The following is a 14,944-nucleotide window of genomic DNA, read 5'->3' as shown; positions in this document are numbered from 1 at the left end:
AAAACTGCAACCGCGGCGGGCGAAGTGCCTCAGCCGTTGCGGCCGGCCGCCGCGTCGAGGGCGCGCACGACGATGTCCTCGGTGAGGATCTGCGGCAGCACCGCTGCCGGGCCGTCGCCCTTTGGGAACACCAGGTACAGCGGCACGCCGGCGCGCCCGTAGCGCTCCAGGTAGGCGGTGATCGCCGGGTCGCGGCGGGTCCAGTCGGCGGTCATGTAGGTGATGCCGTCGCGGGCCAGCGCCTCGCGGAAGCCTCCGCGGAATGCCACCTTCTCGTTCACCTTGCAGGTGATGCACCAGGCGGCCGTGATGTTCAGGAACACCGGCTTGCCGTCCGCCCGGAGTGCATCGAGGCGTGCCGGGGTGAACGCTTCGGCGCCCTCGTTCTCCGCCGTCATCGATGCCGAACCACCTCCGGCCGGTACCCCGGCCAGGGAAGGAGACAGGAGCGCCACCGCGCCCGCCAGCCCGACCAGCGCCGCCAGTGCCGCGGCCAAGCGGCCGCGCTGCAATCCTCCCTGGCGCAGCCCCGTCATCCACGCCGCGAAGGCGAGCAGCACGCAGCCGATGAGCACCGCGAACATGGCGTCGACGCCCGCCTGCTGGGTCAGGACCCAGACGAGCCACGCGGCGGTCGCATAGAGCGGAAAGGCGAGGATCTGCCTGAGCCGGACCATCCACATGCCCGGTTTCGGCAACAGCCGCCCGATCGCCGGCACCAGCGAGATGACGAGGAAGGGCAGCGCCAGGCCGAGCCCGAGGGCGGCGAAGACGGCCAGCGTGACGCCGGTGCCCTGCGTGAGCGCGTAGCCGATCGCCACCGCCATGAACGGCGCCGTGCACGGCGTCGCCACCACGGCGGCCAGCACGCCGGTCAGGAACGACCCGCCGACACCGCTGCTGCCGTGGACCAGCCCGCCGGCGCGCGTCAGGCCGAGGCCGATCTCGTAGAGGCCCGACAGGTTGAGCCCGATCAGCACCAGCACGTAGACGAGCACGGCGACCACCAGCGGCTGCTGCAGCTGGAAGCCCCAGCCGACCGCCGTTCCGCCTGCCTTGAGTGCGATGAGGGTGCCGGCCAGCAGCAGGAAGCTCGCCAGGATGCCGGCCGTGTAGGCGGCGCCCTGGCCGATCCGCTCCCGGGCGGAGGCATGGCCGTGGCCGGCGAAGGCGACGGCCTTCAGCGCAAGCACCGGGAATACGCACGGCATCAGGTTGAGGATCAGCCCGCCGACGAGCGCGAAGACGACCGCCCGCAGGAAGCCGGTGCCGCCCTCTGCTGCGGGCACCACGTCGGTCCCGGCGCCCGGAGCGGATGCGACGGGGGTGCCATCGCCGGGCGCAGGCGGCGGTGCGACGGTCGACGCGGCAGCCGGGGCCGGGATGTCCCTCTCGGGGCCCTTGGCGGAGAGGGCATATCCCTTTCGCCGGCCGGAGGTGTCGGTCAGCACCAGGACACCGTCGACGGGGGCGGCCCGCGTCGCACCCTGCGGCGTCAGCGTCAGCGCCAGCGTTCCACCTTCCTGGATATCGAAGGTCTGCTCCGCCGAGTTGTCGATGAGGTCGGGCGCGAGGGGAAAAAAGGCGGCGGTCGACAGCGGGGCCAGGTCGACGCCGCGGGGCTCGACGTTCAGCGACAACATGCCGATCGGCGAGCCGCTGAGACGGGCCGGCCAGTTGACGGCGGTCGGCATGTTGCGGCGCGCGGACACGAAGGTGAAAGCGACGGAGGAATCCGGCTCGCTCGCGGCGGCGGTGGGAATCTCGAACCTCGCCGATCCGCTCTCCGGAATGCAGATATCGGAACACACCAGCCAATCGATCGTCAGGTCGACGGGCAGGGGATCGCCGGCCGGCCAGTCGGCCGGAACGGTGAGGGTGGCGAGGTAGGTCGTCTTGCCGGAGTAGCCGAAGTTGACCAGCGGCGGGTAGGGCAGACGCTCGGGAATCGGCCACTGGATCCGGACGTCCTGGGCGCCCGAAGGCAGCGTCCAGCCGAACAGCGTCGGCGCGCCGGAATCGCCGGGGTTCTCCCAGTACGTGTGCCACCCTTCCTCAACCGATTGCGCGATCGCAATCTCGACGGTGTCGCCGGGTGCAACCGTGGTGTTGCCGACGACGATCCGGGTGCTGATGTGATCGGTGTCGATCCGGGCGCCGGCCGCGGAAGCCGGTGTCGACAGCAGCGCAAAGCCCAGTGCCGCTGCGACGGTGCGCCACACCGAACCAGCGGCTGTGATAGAACGTTTATCGAAGGTAGCGCGCTTCATGGCTGATGGGGCTTTCCGCATGGATATGAGCGTGTACCGCCTTGCGTGGCGCTACGCCAAATCGCCGAATGTCACATCTTCGAGATGACCGGCGGAAACGGACGGATGCGGGGCCGCGGCGAATGTGCCGATGCGTCCGGGGCCCCCGACCGACGAAACGAATAAGGAGAACGAGATGCGAAACGACAAGGTGATGTCCGAAGCGGAGTGCAAGACAATTGCCAAGGGTCTCGCCCGGGTACTGGCGGACACGCACGGCCTCTACGTGAAGACGCACGGCTTCCACTGGAACGTGGAGGGGTCGAAGTTCCGTACCTATCACCTGCTGTTCGAAGAGCAATACACCGACCTCTGGAATGCCCTCGACGAGCTCGCGGAGCGCATCCGGGCGCTCGGCCACTATGCGCCGACAAGCTATTCCGATTTTGCCGAGCTCAGCTCGGTCCAGGAAGAGCGCGGCGTTCCGGGGCCGCTCGAAATGCTGAGGAAGCTCGTGCACGACAATGAGCTCGTGGTGCGTACGATGCGAGAGATCCGCCCGGCGATCGAAGACGCTGCCGACAACGCGAGCGCCAATCTTCTCGACGACCGTCTCGTCCAGCACGAAAAGCAGATCTGGATGATGAAGAGCATGCTGAAGGAGGTCGACGACAAGGACGAGGTGACCGCGTCGGTACTGAACACGCTGGCCTGATCGGCAGGGGTCTCGCCCCCTGGGGTCGTCTTGAAATCCGACTGTATCCGCGGTGGCACCTTCCGGTGCCGCCGCGATTGCGTTTTTGGGGAGGCCTCTGACTTCAATTCTGCTGGCGAACGGTGGACTCGCATCCTGATCCAACCCATGTTCGGAGACGTAAGACCGGCATGGGCCGCCATGCGACCACACGTGCAAACGTGTGCATGGACGCTATGAGATGATTGCCGGTGCGTGAAAGCCCGACCAGACGCCCGCCCGCGGCAAGCGGGGCGGACGATCGATCTGGCGGCTGCGTCGACACCTCATGCCAGAATGTCAGAGAGCCAATGATGCCCGGATACAGCCTGGATCGCCCGACCTCGCCGGACGCCGTCGAGCGCGGTGTGCGACGGCGCCAGGAGATCGAGGACGTCGGGGTCCTGGATGAGGGCAGCCCCGCCGACCTGGAGCTGATCAGCAGGATCGCCGCGGCGGCCCTGAAGATGCCGATCACCCATGTCAGTTTCCTCGACGGCGACCGGCAATGGGTGCGCGCGGCGGTGGGGATCGATCGGATGGAGGTGCCGCTGGAAGACAGCTTCTGCATCCATGCGATCGAGGCCGGCGAGATGCTGGTGGTCGAAGACGCGGCCAACGACGTGCGGTTCGCGCAGAGCAAGTACGTCACCGGCGATCCGCACATCCGCTTCTATGCGGGTGCTCCGCTCTTCACGAACAACCAGATCGCGATCGGCACCCTGTGTGCCATCGACCACAGCCGGCGCTGCTTCACGGCCGAGCAGCGTGCCATCCTCAATGACCTCGCCGAACTGGCGATGCACCAGATCGAGCTGGGGCGGGCGGCGCTGGTGGACGGACTGACCGGAAGCTGGAACCGGCGGATGCTGGCACGTGTCGCCACGGCGGAGTTCGGCCGGTCGGCGCGCTCCGGCCGGACCTTCTCCATCGCGATGCTCGATCTCGATCACTTCAAGCAGTTGAACGACACCTTCGGTCACGGCGCGGGGGACGACGTGCTGGTGCGCTTCACCGAGGTGATTCGCGCGCACCTTCGCCCGGAGGACTGGCTGTTCCGGCTGGGCGGGGAGGAATTCGGCGTGCTGATCGTCCACGCCGGAGTGGAGGAAGCAAGCAACGTGATCGATCGCATCCGCGGGGCGCTTGCCGCCGAGGGACCGGTCGCGCAGACGAAGCCGGTGACGTTCAGCGCGGGGGTGGGGGAGCACCGGCCGGGCACGGGTGAGCCCGATACGCTGAAATCGATGCTCGAGCGCGCCGACAGAGCCCTCTACAGGGCCAAGGAGGCGGGTCGGGACCGGACGGTCTGCGTAGAAACGCCGAGATTTCAAAACTGAACGAAGCAACCCGGCACGGAGCCTTTCCGGGCCCAGGTTTGCCGCAAGGAAGGTTGGACCATGTCGATTGCATTCTGGTGCGTGCTCGTGGCGAGCATCCTGCCGCTGCTCGCGGCGTATCCGGCGAAGGCCGATCCGGATCTGGACAACCGCGATCCGCGGGCCCGGCACGCCGTCCAGACCGGCTTCCGGCGCCGTGCCTACGCGGCGCATCAGAACTCGTGGGAAGCGCTGCTGGTGTTCGCCATCGCGGTGATCGCCGCCGAGATGAACGGCGGACCACAAGCGGCGGTCAATGCGCTGGCGATCGTCTTCATCGTCGTCCGGATCGCCTACATCGCCGCCTATCTGAAGGGGGTGGGGTTCATCCGCTCCGGCCTGTGGTCGGCCGGCTGGATCCTCTCGGTGGCGATCTTCACCAGCCCCGTCTGGGGTTGAGCGGCGCGGACGAAGCCGCGACGAACAAAAAAGGCCCGCCCCAACCGGGACGGGCCTTTCTCATTGAAGCATGAGGCAGGCGAAGCGGTGCGGACGGCGTCCCGACCTCGCCGTGTCCGGTTCAGACCTGCCGTTCGACCATCAGCTTCTTGATCTCCGCGATCGCCTTGGCCGGATTCAGACCCTTCGGGCAGGCGTTGGCGCAGTTCATGATGGTGTGGCAGCGGTACAGGCGGAACGGATCCTCCAGATCGTCAAGCCGCTCGCCGGTGGATTCGTCGCGGGAATCGTGGATCCAGCGGTAGGCCTGCAGCAGCACGGCCGGGCCGAGATAGCGGTCGGAGTTCCACCAGTAGCTCGGGCACGAGGTCTGGCAGCAGGCGCAGAGGATGCACTCGTAGAGGCCGTCGAGCTTCACCCGGTCCTCGTGGCTCTGGCGCCACTCGCGCTGCGGGGTCGGCGTCACCGTCTTCAGCCACGGCTCCACCGAGCGGAGCTGCGCGTAGAAATTGGTGAGGTCCGGCACCAGATCCTTCACCACCGGCATGTGCGGCAGCGGATAGAGCGTCACCGGACCGGTCACCTCGTCCATGCCGCTGGTGCAGGCCAGGTGGTTGATGCCGTTGATGTTCATCGCGCACGAGCCGCAGATTCCCTCGCGGCAGGAGCGGCGGAAGGTCAGCGTCGGGTCGACCTTGTTCTTGATCCAGATCAGCCCGTCCAGGATCATCGGCCCGCAGTCGCCGGTGTCGACGTAATAGGTGTCGATCCGCGGCGTGCGGCCGTCGTCCGGGTTCCAGCGGTAGATCTTGAATTCCCGAAGGTTGTCGACGCCCTTGGGCTTGTCCCAGGTCTTGCCCTTGGAGACCCTCGAATTCTTCGGAAGCGTGAGCTCGACCATCGTCGTCTTTCCTCAACGTGGCTCAAACGAAGGAGCGGCAGCCGCCCCAGACAAGATGAGCATGGAATTCTCGGCGTTCTCTTCGGCCACCACGTAGCCGCAAGCCGCGAGCGCCTTCAACAGATCGTCCTGCCAGAGCGCGGCGTGCGTCGTCTCCACGACGATGGCACGCGGCCAGCGCTGGGCAGGGGCGGCGGCGAAATAGGGCAGGAGGGCGCGGTCTTCGTAGCCCTCGATGTCGATCTTCAGGACGCCCACGGGCGCGGCGTAGGCGGCGAGCCGGTCGGCGAGGCGGACGATCTCGACGTCGTAGCCGAGGGAGCGGTCGCCCGCGAAGGCGTGCAGCGAGGCGCGGCCCTGGTTGCCCGAGGCGTTCGCCCACAAGGTCGCCGTCGACGGTTCGGCCCCCACCGCGAACGGTTCGATCGTGACCCGCTCGGAGACGCCGTTGGCGGCGACGTTGTAGGCGAGCCGATCGCGCGAGACCGGGTGCGGCTCGAACGCCACCACGTGGGTTCCGGCCGGCGCACGGGCCGCCGTCGCGATGGCGTAGACGCCGAGGTTGGCGCCGATGTCGACGAACAGGTCGCCCGGTCGAAGCTGGGCGAGCACGAAGGCACGCTCGTCGGCTTCGGGCAACCGGCCCTTCGCCGCCAGGTCGAAGCCGTCCTTGTTGTCGCGGGGCGAGACCCGGAAGGCGAGGCCCTCGACCTCGATGTCGAGTTCGTCGTCGGGCAGCAGGTGGCGCACGTGACGGCGGACCCAGCTGCGCGGCCCCGGGGCCAGGCCCTGGGCGCGCGCGAGCGCGAGCATCGCCCGCATCGCCGCGCCGGGCTTGAGGCTGCCGAAGGGGGCTGCCGTCAGGGGTGCCGTCATCTCGGTCATGGTCGCCACGGGCTGCCGGATCCTCAGTAGACCCGCTTCGCCGGCTCGATGTAGGCGATGTCGTTCGACAGCGTGTACGAATGGACCGGACGCGTATCGAGCACGACTTCGCGCGTCTCCGTGTTGCAGAACGACAGCGTGTGCTTCATCCATTCCGCGTCGTTGCGATCCGGGTAGTCCTCGCGGGCATGGGCGCCGCGCGATTCCAGCCGGTTCCGGGCCGAGTCCATCGTCACGACCGCCTGGCCAATCAGGTTGTCGAACTCCAGCGTCTCGATCAGGTCCGAGTTCCAGACCAGCGAACGGTCGGTGACCTTCACGTCATCGGCGCTCGCCCAGACGTCGTGGATCAGCTTGTGGCCTTCCTCCAGCACCTCGCCGGTGCGGAACACGGCGCAGTTGGACTGCATCGTACGCTGCATCTCGTCGCGCAGCTCCGCGGTGGAGGTGCCGCCCGAGGCGTAGCGGAAGCGGTCGAGGCGGGCGATGGCCGGCTCGCCGGCGTTCTTCGGGAGCTCGGCGTGGCTCTCGTTCGCTCCGATCGTCTCGGCGCAGCGGTGCGCGGCGGCGCGGCCGAACACCACCAGGTCGATGAGCGAGTTCGAGCCCAGCCGGTTGGCGCCATGCACCGACACGCAGGCCGCCTCGCCGATGGCCATCAGGCCCGGCACGACCGCGTCCGGGTCGCCGTCCACCTTGGTCAGGACCTCGCCGTGGAAGTTCGTCGGGATGCCGCCCATGTTGTAGTGGACGGTCGGCAGCACCGGGATCGGCTCCTTGGTCACGTCGACGCCGGCGAAGATGCGCGCCGATTCGGAGATGCCCGGCAGCCGCTCGTGCAGGATCGCCGGGTCCAGGTGATCGAGGTGCAGGAAGATGTGGTCCTTGAGCTTGCCGACGCCGCGGCCCTCGCGGATCTCCATGGTCATCGACCGGGAGACCACGTCGCGGGAGGCAAGGTCCTTGGCCGACGGCGCATAGCGCTCCATGAAGCGCTCGCCCTCGGAGTTGGTGAGGTAGCCGCCTTCGCCGCGCGAACCCTCGGTGATCAGGCAGCCGGCCCCGTAGATGCCGGTCGGGTGGAACTGCACGAATTCCATGTCCTGCAGCGGCAGGCCGGCGCGCAGCACCATCGCATTGCCGTCGCCGGTGCAGGTGTGCGCGGAGGTGCAGGAGAAGTAGGCGCGGCCGTAGCCGCCGGTCGCCAGGATCACCTTGTGGGCGCGGAACCGGTGGATCGAGCCGTCGTCCATGCACATGGCCATGACGCCACGGCAGACGCCGTCGTCCATGATCAGGTCGAGCGCGAAGTACTCGATGAAGAACTCCGCCGAATGGCGCAGCGACTGGCCGTACAGCGTGTGCAGGATCGCGTGGCCGGTGCGGTCGGCCGCGGCGCAGGTGCGCTGGGCGGTGCCCTTACCGAAATGGGTGGTCATGCCGCCGAACGGGCGCTGGTAGATCCGGCCGTCCTCGGTGCGCGAGAAGGGCACGCCCCAGTGCTCGAGCTCGTAGACGGCGGCCGGCGCGTTGCGCACCAGATATTCGATGGAGTCCTGGTCGCCGAGCCAGTCTGACCCCTTGACGGTGTCGTACATGTGCCAGCGCCAGTCGTCCTCGCCCATGTTGCCGAGCGAGGCGGCGACGCCGCCCTGGGCGGCGACCGTGTGGGAACGGGTCGGGAAGACCTTGGTGATGCAGGCGGTCTTCAGGCCGGCCTCGGCCGCGCCGACAACGGCCCTGAGACCGGCGCCCCCGGCGCCCACCACGACCACGTCGAAGATGTGATCGACGATCGGATAGGCCTCGCCCATCAGGGCCGGGCCGCTTCCATTGCCTGCACCGTTGGAGCCCGCACCGTTCGAGCCGGTGCCGTTGCTGCCAGCCATGGCGTTAGCCTCCGAAGCTGATTTTCAAGATCGCGAAGATCGAGGCCGCGGCCACGATCAGCGAAAAGAACGTGTTGGCGACCAGCAGCAGCACGCGCTGCGGTTCGCCGTGAACATAGTCCTCGATGACGATCTGCATGCCGAGGCGCATGTGGTAGCTGATCGAGATCATCGTCAGGATGAACAGGATCGCCACCCAGGGCGACGACAGGCGGTCGAGCACCACTGGATACGTCTCGCCGGCCGTGGAGATCATCAGGACGACGAAAAAAACGACGAGCGGGACGTTGGCGAGCGCGGTCAGTCGCTGGTGCCAGAAGTGCTGGGTGCCGGAGCGTGCCGATCCGAGGCCGCGCACGCGCTTCAGCGGTGTGGTCATGTCAGCCATGGTCGTCTCCTAGATCACGATCAGCGCGACGATCCAGAGCAGGATCGTCAGTGAAACGGAGCCGATGATGGTGGCCCAGGCGAGCATCTCGCGCGGCTTCTCGTCGAAGCCGTTGCCGGTGTCCCAGATGAAGTGGCGCATCCCGCCGATCATGTGGTGCAGGAGCGCCCAGGTGAAGCCGAACAGGATGATCATCCCGAAAATCGAGCCGAAGAAGCCGTTCGCGACTGCGAACGCGTCCGGCCCGGTCGCGGCCGCCACCAGCCACCACACGATCAGAATCGTGCCGAAAAACAGGGCGCAACCGGTGATCCGGTGCATGATCGACATCACCATGGTGATGATCGGCCGGTAGATGAAGAGATGGGGCGAAAGTGGTCGGTTTGCCTTGGCGTCGACCTGCGACATTACGCGTTCTCCGGGATGGGCCGCCTGGCGGTTTCTGGCATCGTTCTAGCCTGCGGTCCGCCCCCCGTCAAAGCGTGGCGACAAGTTTCCGCACTGCGGCTTTTTGCACCCCGACGACGGCAGCAAGCAAGACCTGACCCGGCACGTCCTGATCGGATGAGCAGTTGAGGCGGCGGGGTGATGCGCTTCGCCGCGGGATGACCCCGGTGGGGCGCATCACGATGGTCGAGACACCGGCGGCGGCGGATCCGATCCGACCGGAAGGCCGTCAGGTCCGTCGTTCCCGGGCGGCGATGCGCTTGTGCAGATGCACCATGAAGGCGGTGGCGAACATCGGCGTCACCAAGTTGAGGAGCGGCACGGCCAGCACGCCGGCGATGATCAGTCCTGCGAGGAAAATGGTGAAGCCGTTGCGGCTGCGCATCGCCTTGGTGTCCGCCTCCGAGTGGAAGCGCATGGCGGCCGCCTCGAAATACTCGCGGCCGAGCAGGTAGCCGTTGACCACGAAGAAGGCGGCGATGTTGACGACGGGCACCAGCAGCAGGAGCAGCGCCAGGATGTTGCCAATGATGACGACCCCGGTGAATTTCACCGTGTGCCAGAGGCCGCGGACCAGCGGGACGTCGCGGCCGGACGCATCGGCGGGATAGTCGAGGCGTTCCACGGTGCCGGCGATCTCGTCCTGGAAGATGCCGGCGACGGCGGCCGAGACCGGCGCGGCGATGAAGGCGAGCGCGAAGATCATGCCGATGCCGGTGACGATGGAGACCACCGTCTCGAGCCAGCCGTAGGGCAGCTCGACCCAATGGGTCAGCGCCCCCTCGACGGCGATCCAGGCGACGATCAGGAGCGCGACGGTGATTCCGAGCGTCTTCAGGAACACCGGCCGCAGCTGCGGCGAGAAGATTTCGGAGAAGGCGCGGGAGGCGCTCGCGAGCATGAAGCGGGGCCGTTGTCCGGAGGGATGACGAGAGCGAGATAGGGGTTTCCACCGGGGCGCTCAAGATCCGTCGGCAGGGCGGGGAAATGGGGGCGGGGTGGAAATCCGGCGCGAACTCTGTAAGGTTCGCCGCACTTCAGGGTCCCAATTCGCTCGCTGCGGCCGCTGACGCCGTTCGAGCCGATGCGATGCCGGACCAGCCAACGCACCAGATCGAGATCCGGTCGGTCGAGCGCGTCGCCGCGCCGCCGGCTGGCAATCTCCGACCCACCCGGATGCCCCCAAGGAGGACCGACCAGATATGGCCGCGCCGCGTTACGACGTACTCGGAATCGGGAATGCGATTTTCGACATTCTCGCCCATGTGGACGATGACTTCATCGTCCGCGAGAAGCTTGCCAAGGGATCCATGCGCCTCGTCGACGGCGATGAGATCGCGCGCCTCTACGGCGACCTCGGCCAGGTTGTCCGCATCTCCGGCGGCTCGGGCGGCAACACCATCGCCGGCGTCGCCTCCCTCTCCGGCAAGGCGGCCTATATCGGCAAGGTGGCCGACGACGAGTTCGGCGCTGCCTACCGCCACGACATGCGCGGCGTCGGTGTCACCTTCGACACCGATCCGCTGTCCGGCGGCGCGCCGACGGCGAGCTGCCTCGTGCTGGTGACGCCCGACGGCGAGCGCACCATGAGCACCTTCCTCGGCGCCTGCCAGAACCTGACGCCCGACGACGTCGACCCGGCGCTGGTCGCCGATGCCGAGATCACCTTCCTGGAAGGCTATCTCTGGGATCCGCCGCAGGCCAAGGATGCCTTCCGCAAGGCCGCTGAAATCGCCCACCAGAACGGCCGCAAGGTCGCGCTGACGCTGTCCGACACCTTCTGCGTCGACCGCTTCCGCGCCGAGTTCCTGGACCTCATCAAGTCCGGCACCGTCGACATCGTCTTCGCCAACGAGCACGAGCTGCGCGCGCTCTACGAGACGGCCGACTTCGACACCGCCGTCAAGGCGCTGCGCGAGGACGCCAAGCTCGCCGCCGTGACCATGGGCGCGGAGGGGTCGCTGACGATCACCCGCGGCGAGACCCACCACGTGAAGGCCGCCGAGGTCGAGCGGATCGTCGACCTCACCGGCGCCGGCGATCTCTATGCGGGCGGCTTCCTGTTCGGGCTCGCCCGCGGCTTCTCGCTGCCTGAGTGCGCCACCATCGGCGGCCTTGCCGCCGGCGAGGTGATCCAGCATTTGGGCGCGCGACCGGAAGTGAAGCTCGTCGACCTGGTCCGCCAGGAAGGCTTCGAGATCTGAGGCATCGCCTCCGAGCTCCGACTGCCAGACGGCCCGCCCCCAAGGCGGGCCGTTTTTTTGTTGGACGAAGTTTCGTTCAATGCGGATGCCCTAAACTCCGCTCATCCCCGCGAAAGCGGGGATCCATAGGGCCTGACCGTCAGAGTTGAAGTGTTCGGTAGAGATCGCGCCACTCGCCGTTCTGCTCGAGAACCAGGGCAATCTTCCACTCCCGTCGCCTTTTCTTGATCTGACGTTCGCGGACGAAAGCGGCTTCCCGGCTGTCGTGGACCTCGTACCAGACGAGGCTCTTGATCCGATGCGTGCGGGTGAAGCCCGGTAGGGCGCCGATCTGGTGCTCGGGGATCCGGCGCGCGAGGTCGTCGGTCATCCCCACATAGAAGGTGCCGTTGCGCCGACTCGCGAGCATGTAGACGTAGAAGGCCATGGCGGGAGGATAGCCCGCATTTTTCTCTCATTCCGCCGGAATTTGGTTCGGACTCCCTATGGATCCCCGCTTTCGCGGGGATGAGCGGAGTAAATGGTTCGACCTGTCCATCCCTCGACTGCCTTGAGGGGGAAAGTCCCTAGAAAGGCCGTCGCTGCCGCATGGCCGCCGACAGCGTGCCCTCGTCGAGATAGTCGAGTTCGCCGCCGATCGGCACGCCCGACGCAAGCCGGCTCACGGTGACCCCGAGCCCGCTCAATTGCTCCATCAGATAGTGGGCGGTGGTCTGGCCCTCGACGGTGGCGTTCACCGCGAGGATGACCTCGCGCACCTCGTCGGAATGGGCCCGCTCGATGAGCTTCGGGATCTGCAGCGCGTCGGGGCCGACGCCGTCGAGCGCCGACAGCGTGCCCCCGAGCACGTGATACTGGGCGGAGATGGCCGCCGCGCGCTCCAGCGCCCACAGGTCGGCCACGTCCTCCACCACCACGATCAGCGAGCGGTCGCGGCGCGGGTCGGTGCAGATCGAGCACGGATCGGCGGTGTCGATGTTGCCGCAGGTCGAGCAGACCCTCACCGCGTCGGCGACCTCGGTGAGGGCGGCCGCCAGCGGCACCAGCAGCATCTCGCGCTTCTTGACGAGCGAGAGCGCGGCCCGGCGCGCCGAGCGCGGTCCGAGGCCGGGCAGCTTCGCCAGAAGCTGGATCAGTCGCTCGATTTCGGGTCCGGTTGTCGCGGCCATCGCTGGGTGTCGGTTGGATCGTTGGAGCGGAATTAGGTCGCGTGAAGGGGGAGGCGACTCGGGAGGGGCTCCCCCGTTCTCCGCTCCTTCCCGCAAAGGCAGGAACCCGTGGGCCCCCACGACGGACCTCCGGAAGGGACCGGGAACGAGCGGAGCAGAGGAACGATCTGCGGGACGAAACGCGGCGCCGGCAGCTCCCTCACATGCCGGGAGGCATCATGCCCGGCGGCAGGCCGAGGCCGGACATCATTTCCTGGGTCTTTTCCTGCACGGCGGCATCGACCTTCGCCTTGGCGTCGGCATGGGCGGCGACCACCAGGTCCTCGACGATCTCGCCCTCGTCGGGCTTCAGCAGCGACGGATCGATTCGCACGCCCAGAAGCTGCTGGGCGCCGTTGACGCGCACGGTGACGAGGCCGCCGCCGGAGGTGCCCTCGGCTTCCACCTGGGTCATCTGCTCCTGAAGGTCCCCCATCTTCGACTGGAGTTCCTTCGCCTGCTTCATCATCTTCAGAAAGTCCATGACCTACTCCTCCTCAGGCTCGTCGTCGGGCGGCGGGGCCTCGAGCGACGGCTCCTCGGTTTCCATGATGCGGACGTCGACGATCTCGGCGCCCGGGAACTTGCTGAGAACGGCCGCCACGATCGGGTCGGCGGCGGCATCGGCCAGACGCTCCTCGGTGGTGCGGATGCGCGCCTCGTGGATGGTCTCGTCGCCATCCTCGGACGAAACGACCACGATCCAGCGCCGTCCTGTCCACTCGGTCAGCCGCTGGCCCAACTCGCCGGCGACGGTGACCGGTGCGTTCGGCATCATCGCCACTTCGATGCGGCCGGGCTCGAAACGCACCAGCCGCATCTCGCGCTCGACCGCGAACTTCAGCTTCGGTGCGCGCATCTGGGCGGCGAGCGCGGCGACATCCTCCAGGGAAGACAGGACGATCCCGGGGGCCGCATCGGTCTCACTCACCGGCGCGGCGGAGGCCACCGGCTGGCGCGTCGGTTCGGCGAAGGGCGGACCCGCGCCTTGCCCGACGGCCCGCGCCCGCGCTTCAGGCTGTGGCGATCCCGGACCCGATGCCGACGGGCCGGCAGGGGCCGGCCGTCCGCCGCCCTGGTCGGCGGCCGCGCCGAAGGCCTTCAGGAGCGCGTCGGGCGTCGGCAGGTCGGCGGAATGGGCAAGACGCACCAGCACCATCTCGGCGGCGGCCAGCGGCTTGGCCGCGGTCTGCACCTCCGGCAGGCCCTTCAGCAGGATCTGCCAGGCGCGCGACAGCACCGGGATCGACAGCTTTCCGGCGAATTCCGAGCCGCGCAGCTTCTCGTCCTCGGTCACGGTCCCGTCGGCGGCGACGTCCGGCACCAGGCGGAAGCGGGTGACGAGATGCACGAAGGCGGCAAGGTCCGACAGCACGGTGGCAGGATCGGCGCCGGCCGCGTACTGGTCGTCCAGCTCGCCGATCGCGCCGGCGACGTCGCCGCGCATGACCATGTCGAACAGATCGACGACGCGCGCCCGGTCGACGAGGCCGAGCATGTCCTTGACCGAGGCGGCGGTGACGGCCCCGGCGCCGTGGGCGAGCGCCTGGTCCATCAGCGACAGCGCATCGCGCACCGACCCTTCGGCGGCGCGCGCGATCATCCGGAAGGCTTCGTCCTCGGCTTCGACCTTCTCGGCCCCGGCGATGCGGGCAAGGTGGGCCACGAGAGGCTCCGCATCCACGCGGCGCAGGTCGAAGCGCTGGCAGCGCGACAGCACGGTGACGGGGACCTTGCGGATCTCGGTGGTGGCGAACACGAACTTCACGTGCTCGGGCGGCTCCTCGAGCGTCTTCAGCAGGCCGTTGAAGGCCGCCGTCGACAGCATGTGAACCTCGTCGATCACGTAGACCTTGTAGCGTGCGCTCACCGGCTTGTAGCGCGCCGCGTCGGTGATTTCGCGGATGTCGTTGATGGAGGTGTGGGAGGCGGCGTCCATCTCGATCACGTCGACATGGCGGCCTTCCATGATGGCGGCGCAGTGCTCGCCGAGCTCCGGCATGTCGATGGTGGGCTGGTCGACGGCGGAGGTTTCGTAGTTGAGGGCGCGCGCCAGGATGCGGGCGGTCGTGGTCTTGCCGACGCCGCGCACGCCGGTCAGCATCCAGGCCTGCGGGATACGGCCGGTCTCGAACGCGTTCTTGAGCGTCCGAACCATCGGTTCCTGACCGATCAGGTCCTTGAAGGTTCGCGGACGGTACTTGCGAGCCAGGACGCGATACGGCGCAGCCGAGGCATCGCGGGGGGATGTGTCGTCCATGA

15 protein-coding genes are annotated in these 14,944 nt (G+C 67.8%); 4 read left to right on the top strand and 11 right to left on the bottom strand.

The features are described from left to right. Positions 1–29: 29 nt before the first annotated feature. Entirely contained in the window at positions 30–2,222 is a 2,193-nt protein-coding gene (locus ACSSVZ_RS03650; RefSeq protein WP_453968358.1) for a cytochrome c biogenesis protein CcdA, read from the bottom strand. Positions 2,223–2,445: 223 nt separating this feature from the next. On the opposite strand from ACSSVZ_RS03650, the gene ACSSVZ_RS03645 reads away from it, so the two are divergent. The 3 genes from ACSSVZ_RS03645 (at position 2,446) to ACSSVZ_RS03635 (ending at position 4,760) form a co-directional block, all read left to right on the top strand. After that, positions 2,446–2,964: a Dps family protein gene (locus tag ACSSVZ_RS03645; RefSeq protein WP_453968357.1), complete on the top strand. Its 519-nt coding sequence runs from the start codon at positions 2,446–2,448 to the stop codon at positions 2,962–2,964. 332 nt (positions 2,965–3,296) lie between these two features. Continuing rightward, the gene (locus ACSSVZ_RS03640; protein ID WP_453968355.1) at positions 3,297–4,322 is read left to right on the top strand and encodes a diguanylate cyclase; all 1,026 of its coding nucleotides are present in this window, start codon (positions 3,297–3,299) and stop codon (positions 4,320–4,322) included. A gap of 60 nt (positions 4,323–4,382) precedes the next feature. Beyond that, a complete protein-coding gene (locus ACSSVZ_RS03635; RefSeq protein ID WP_453968354.1) occupies positions 4,383–4,760 on the top strand; it encodes an MAPEG family protein in 378 nt (125 codons plus the stop codon). A 121-nt stretch (positions 4,761–4,881) separates the two neighbouring features. Here ACSSVZ_RS03635 and ACSSVZ_RS03630 read toward each other — a convergent pair whose 3' ends face one another. The 6 genes from ACSSVZ_RS03630 to ACSSVZ_RS03605 form a co-directional block, all read right to left on the bottom strand. After that, on the bottom strand, positions 4,882–5,661 hold the full coding sequence (locus ACSSVZ_RS03630) for a succinate dehydrogenase iron-sulfur subunit (protein WP_453968353.1): 780 nt from the start codon (positions 5,659–5,661) through the stop codon (positions 4,882–4,884). 12 nt (positions 5,662–5,673) lie between these two features. After that, on the bottom strand, positions 5,674–6,546 hold the full coding sequence (locus ACSSVZ_RS03625) for an FkbM family methyltransferase (protein ID WP_453968658.1): 873 nt from the start codon (positions 6,544–6,546) through the stop codon (positions 5,674–5,676). Positions 6,547–6,569: 23 nt separating this feature from the next. Beyond that, positions 6,570–8,435 carry a succinate dehydrogenase flavoprotein subunit gene (gene sdhA / locus ACSSVZ_RS03620; RefSeq protein ID WP_453968352.1) on the bottom strand — a complete coding sequence of 622 codons (1,866 nt, stop codon included), beginning with the start codon at positions 8,433–8,435 and terminating at the stop codon, positions 6,570–6,572. A gap of 4 nt (positions 8,436–8,439) precedes the next feature. Beyond that, positions 8,440–8,823 carry a succinate dehydrogenase, hydrophobic membrane anchor protein gene (sdhD, locus tag ACSSVZ_RS03615; RefSeq protein ID WP_453968351.1) on the bottom strand — a complete coding sequence of 128 codons (384 nt, stop codon included), beginning with the start codon at positions 8,821–8,823 and terminating at the stop codon, positions 8,440–8,442. 9 nt (positions 8,824–8,832) lie between these two features. Beyond that, positions 8,833–9,231: a succinate dehydrogenase, cytochrome b556 subunit gene (gene sdhC / locus ACSSVZ_RS03610; RefSeq protein WP_453968350.1), complete on the bottom strand. Its 399-nt coding sequence runs from the start codon at positions 9,229–9,231 to the stop codon at positions 8,833–8,835. A 268-nt stretch (positions 9,232–9,499) separates the two neighbouring features. Further along, positions 9,500–10,171, bottom strand: coding sequence for a sulfate transporter family protein (locus ACSSVZ_RS03605; RefSeq protein ID WP_453968349.1), 672 nt, complete (start codon positions 10,169–10,171; stop codon positions 9,500–9,502). Between the two features lie 301 nt (positions 10,172–10,472). Between ACSSVZ_RS03605 and ACSSVZ_RS03600 the strand changes: the two genes are divergently transcribed. Then, positions 10,473–11,474, top strand: coding sequence for an adenosine kinase (locus ACSSVZ_RS03600; RefSeq protein ID WP_453968348.1), 1,002 nt, complete (start codon positions 10,473–10,475; stop codon positions 11,472–11,474). A gap of 139 nt (positions 11,475–11,613) precedes the next feature. Here ACSSVZ_RS03600 and ACSSVZ_RS03595 read toward each other — a convergent pair whose 3' ends face one another. The 4 genes from ACSSVZ_RS03595 to ACSSVZ_RS03580 form a co-directional block, all read right to left on the bottom strand. Then, positions 11,614–11,901, bottom strand: coding sequence for a GIY-YIG nuclease family protein (locus ACSSVZ_RS03595; RefSeq protein ID WP_453968347.1), 288 nt, complete (start codon positions 11,899–11,901; stop codon positions 11,614–11,616). A 139-nt stretch (positions 11,902–12,040) separates the two neighbouring features. Beyond that, positions 12,041–12,643: a recombination mediator RecR gene (gene recR, locus ACSSVZ_RS03590; protein WP_453968346.1), complete on the bottom strand. Its 603-nt coding sequence runs from the start codon at positions 12,641–12,643 to the stop codon at positions 12,041–12,043. Between the two features lie 199 nt (positions 12,644–12,842). Continuing rightward, the gene (locus ACSSVZ_RS03585; protein ID WP_453968345.1) at positions 12,843–13,166 is read right to left on the bottom strand and encodes a YbaB/EbfC family nucleoid-associated protein; all 324 of its coding nucleotides are present in this window, start codon (positions 13,164–13,166) and stop codon (positions 12,843–12,845) included. Between the two features lie 3 nt (positions 13,167–13,169). Beyond that, positions 13,170–14,942 (bottom strand): DNA polymerase III subunit gamma/tau, encoded by a 1,773-nt coding sequence (locus ACSSVZ_RS03580; RefSeq protein WP_453968344.1) that lies wholly within the window; start codon positions 14,940–14,942, stop codon positions 13,170–13,172. Positions 14,943–14,944 lie beyond the last annotated feature (2 nt).

This window comes from Amorphus sp. MBR-141, from assembly GCF_053628695.1.
Note: the sequence above shows the minus strand (reverse complement) of the source record. Positions and strands in the feature narration are given on the sequence as shown.

Bases quoted from the DNA above. Each gene is read 5' to 3' on its own strand.
- ACSSVZ_RS03645 (WP_453968357.1), top strand. From the start codon at position 2,446: ATGCGAAACGACAAGGTGATGTCCGAAGCGGAGTGCAAGACAATTGCC.
- ACSSVZ_RS03640 (WP_453968355.1), top strand. From the start codon at position 3,297: ATGCCCGGATACAGCCTGGATCGCCCGACCTCGCCGGACGCCGTCGAG.
- ACSSVZ_RS03635 (WP_453968354.1), top strand. From the start codon at position 4,383: ATGTCGATTGCATTCTGGTGCGTGCTCGTGGCGAGCATCCTGCCGCTG.
- ACSSVZ_RS03630 (WP_453968353.1), bottom strand. From the start codon at position 5,661: ATGGTCGAGCTCACGCTTCCGAAGAATTCGAGGGTCTCCAAGGGCAAG.
- ACSSVZ_RS03625 (WP_453968658.1), bottom strand. From the start codon at position 6,546: ATGACCGAGATGACGGCACCCCTGACGGCAGCCCCCTTCGGCAGCCTC.
- sdhA (WP_453968352.1), bottom strand. From the start codon at position 8,435: ATGGCTGGCAGCAACGGCACCGGCTCGAACGGTGCGGGCTCCAACGGT.
- sdhD (WP_453968351.1), bottom strand. From the start codon at position 8,823: ATGGCTGACATGACCACACCGCTGAAGCGCGTGCGCGGCCTCGGATCG.
- sdhC (WP_453968350.1), bottom strand. From the start codon at position 9,231: ATGTCGCAGGTCGACGCCAAGGCAAACCGACCACTTTCGCCCCATCTC.
- ACSSVZ_RS03605 (WP_453968349.1), bottom strand. From the start codon at position 10,171: ATGCTCGCGAGCGCCTCCCGCGCCTTCTCCGAAATCTTCTCGCCGCAG.
- ACSSVZ_RS03600 (WP_453968348.1), top strand. From the start codon at position 10,473: ATGGCCGCGCCGCGTTACGACGTACTCGGAATCGGGAATGCGATTTTC.
- ACSSVZ_RS03595 (WP_453968347.1), bottom strand. From the start codon at position 11,901: ATGGCCTTCTACGTCTACATGCTCGCGAGTCGGCGCAACGGCACCTTC.
- recR (WP_453968346.1), bottom strand. From the start codon at position 12,643: ATGGCCGCGACAACCGGACCCGAAATCGAGCGACTGATCCAGCTTCTG.
- ACSSVZ_RS03585 (WP_453968345.1), bottom strand. From the start codon at position 13,166: ATGGACTTTCTGAAGATGATGAAGCAGGCGAAGGAACTCCAGTCGAAG.
- ACSSVZ_RS03580 (WP_453968344.1), bottom strand. From the start codon at position 14,942: ATGGACGACACATCCCCCCGCGATGCCTCGGCTGCGCCGTATCGCGTC.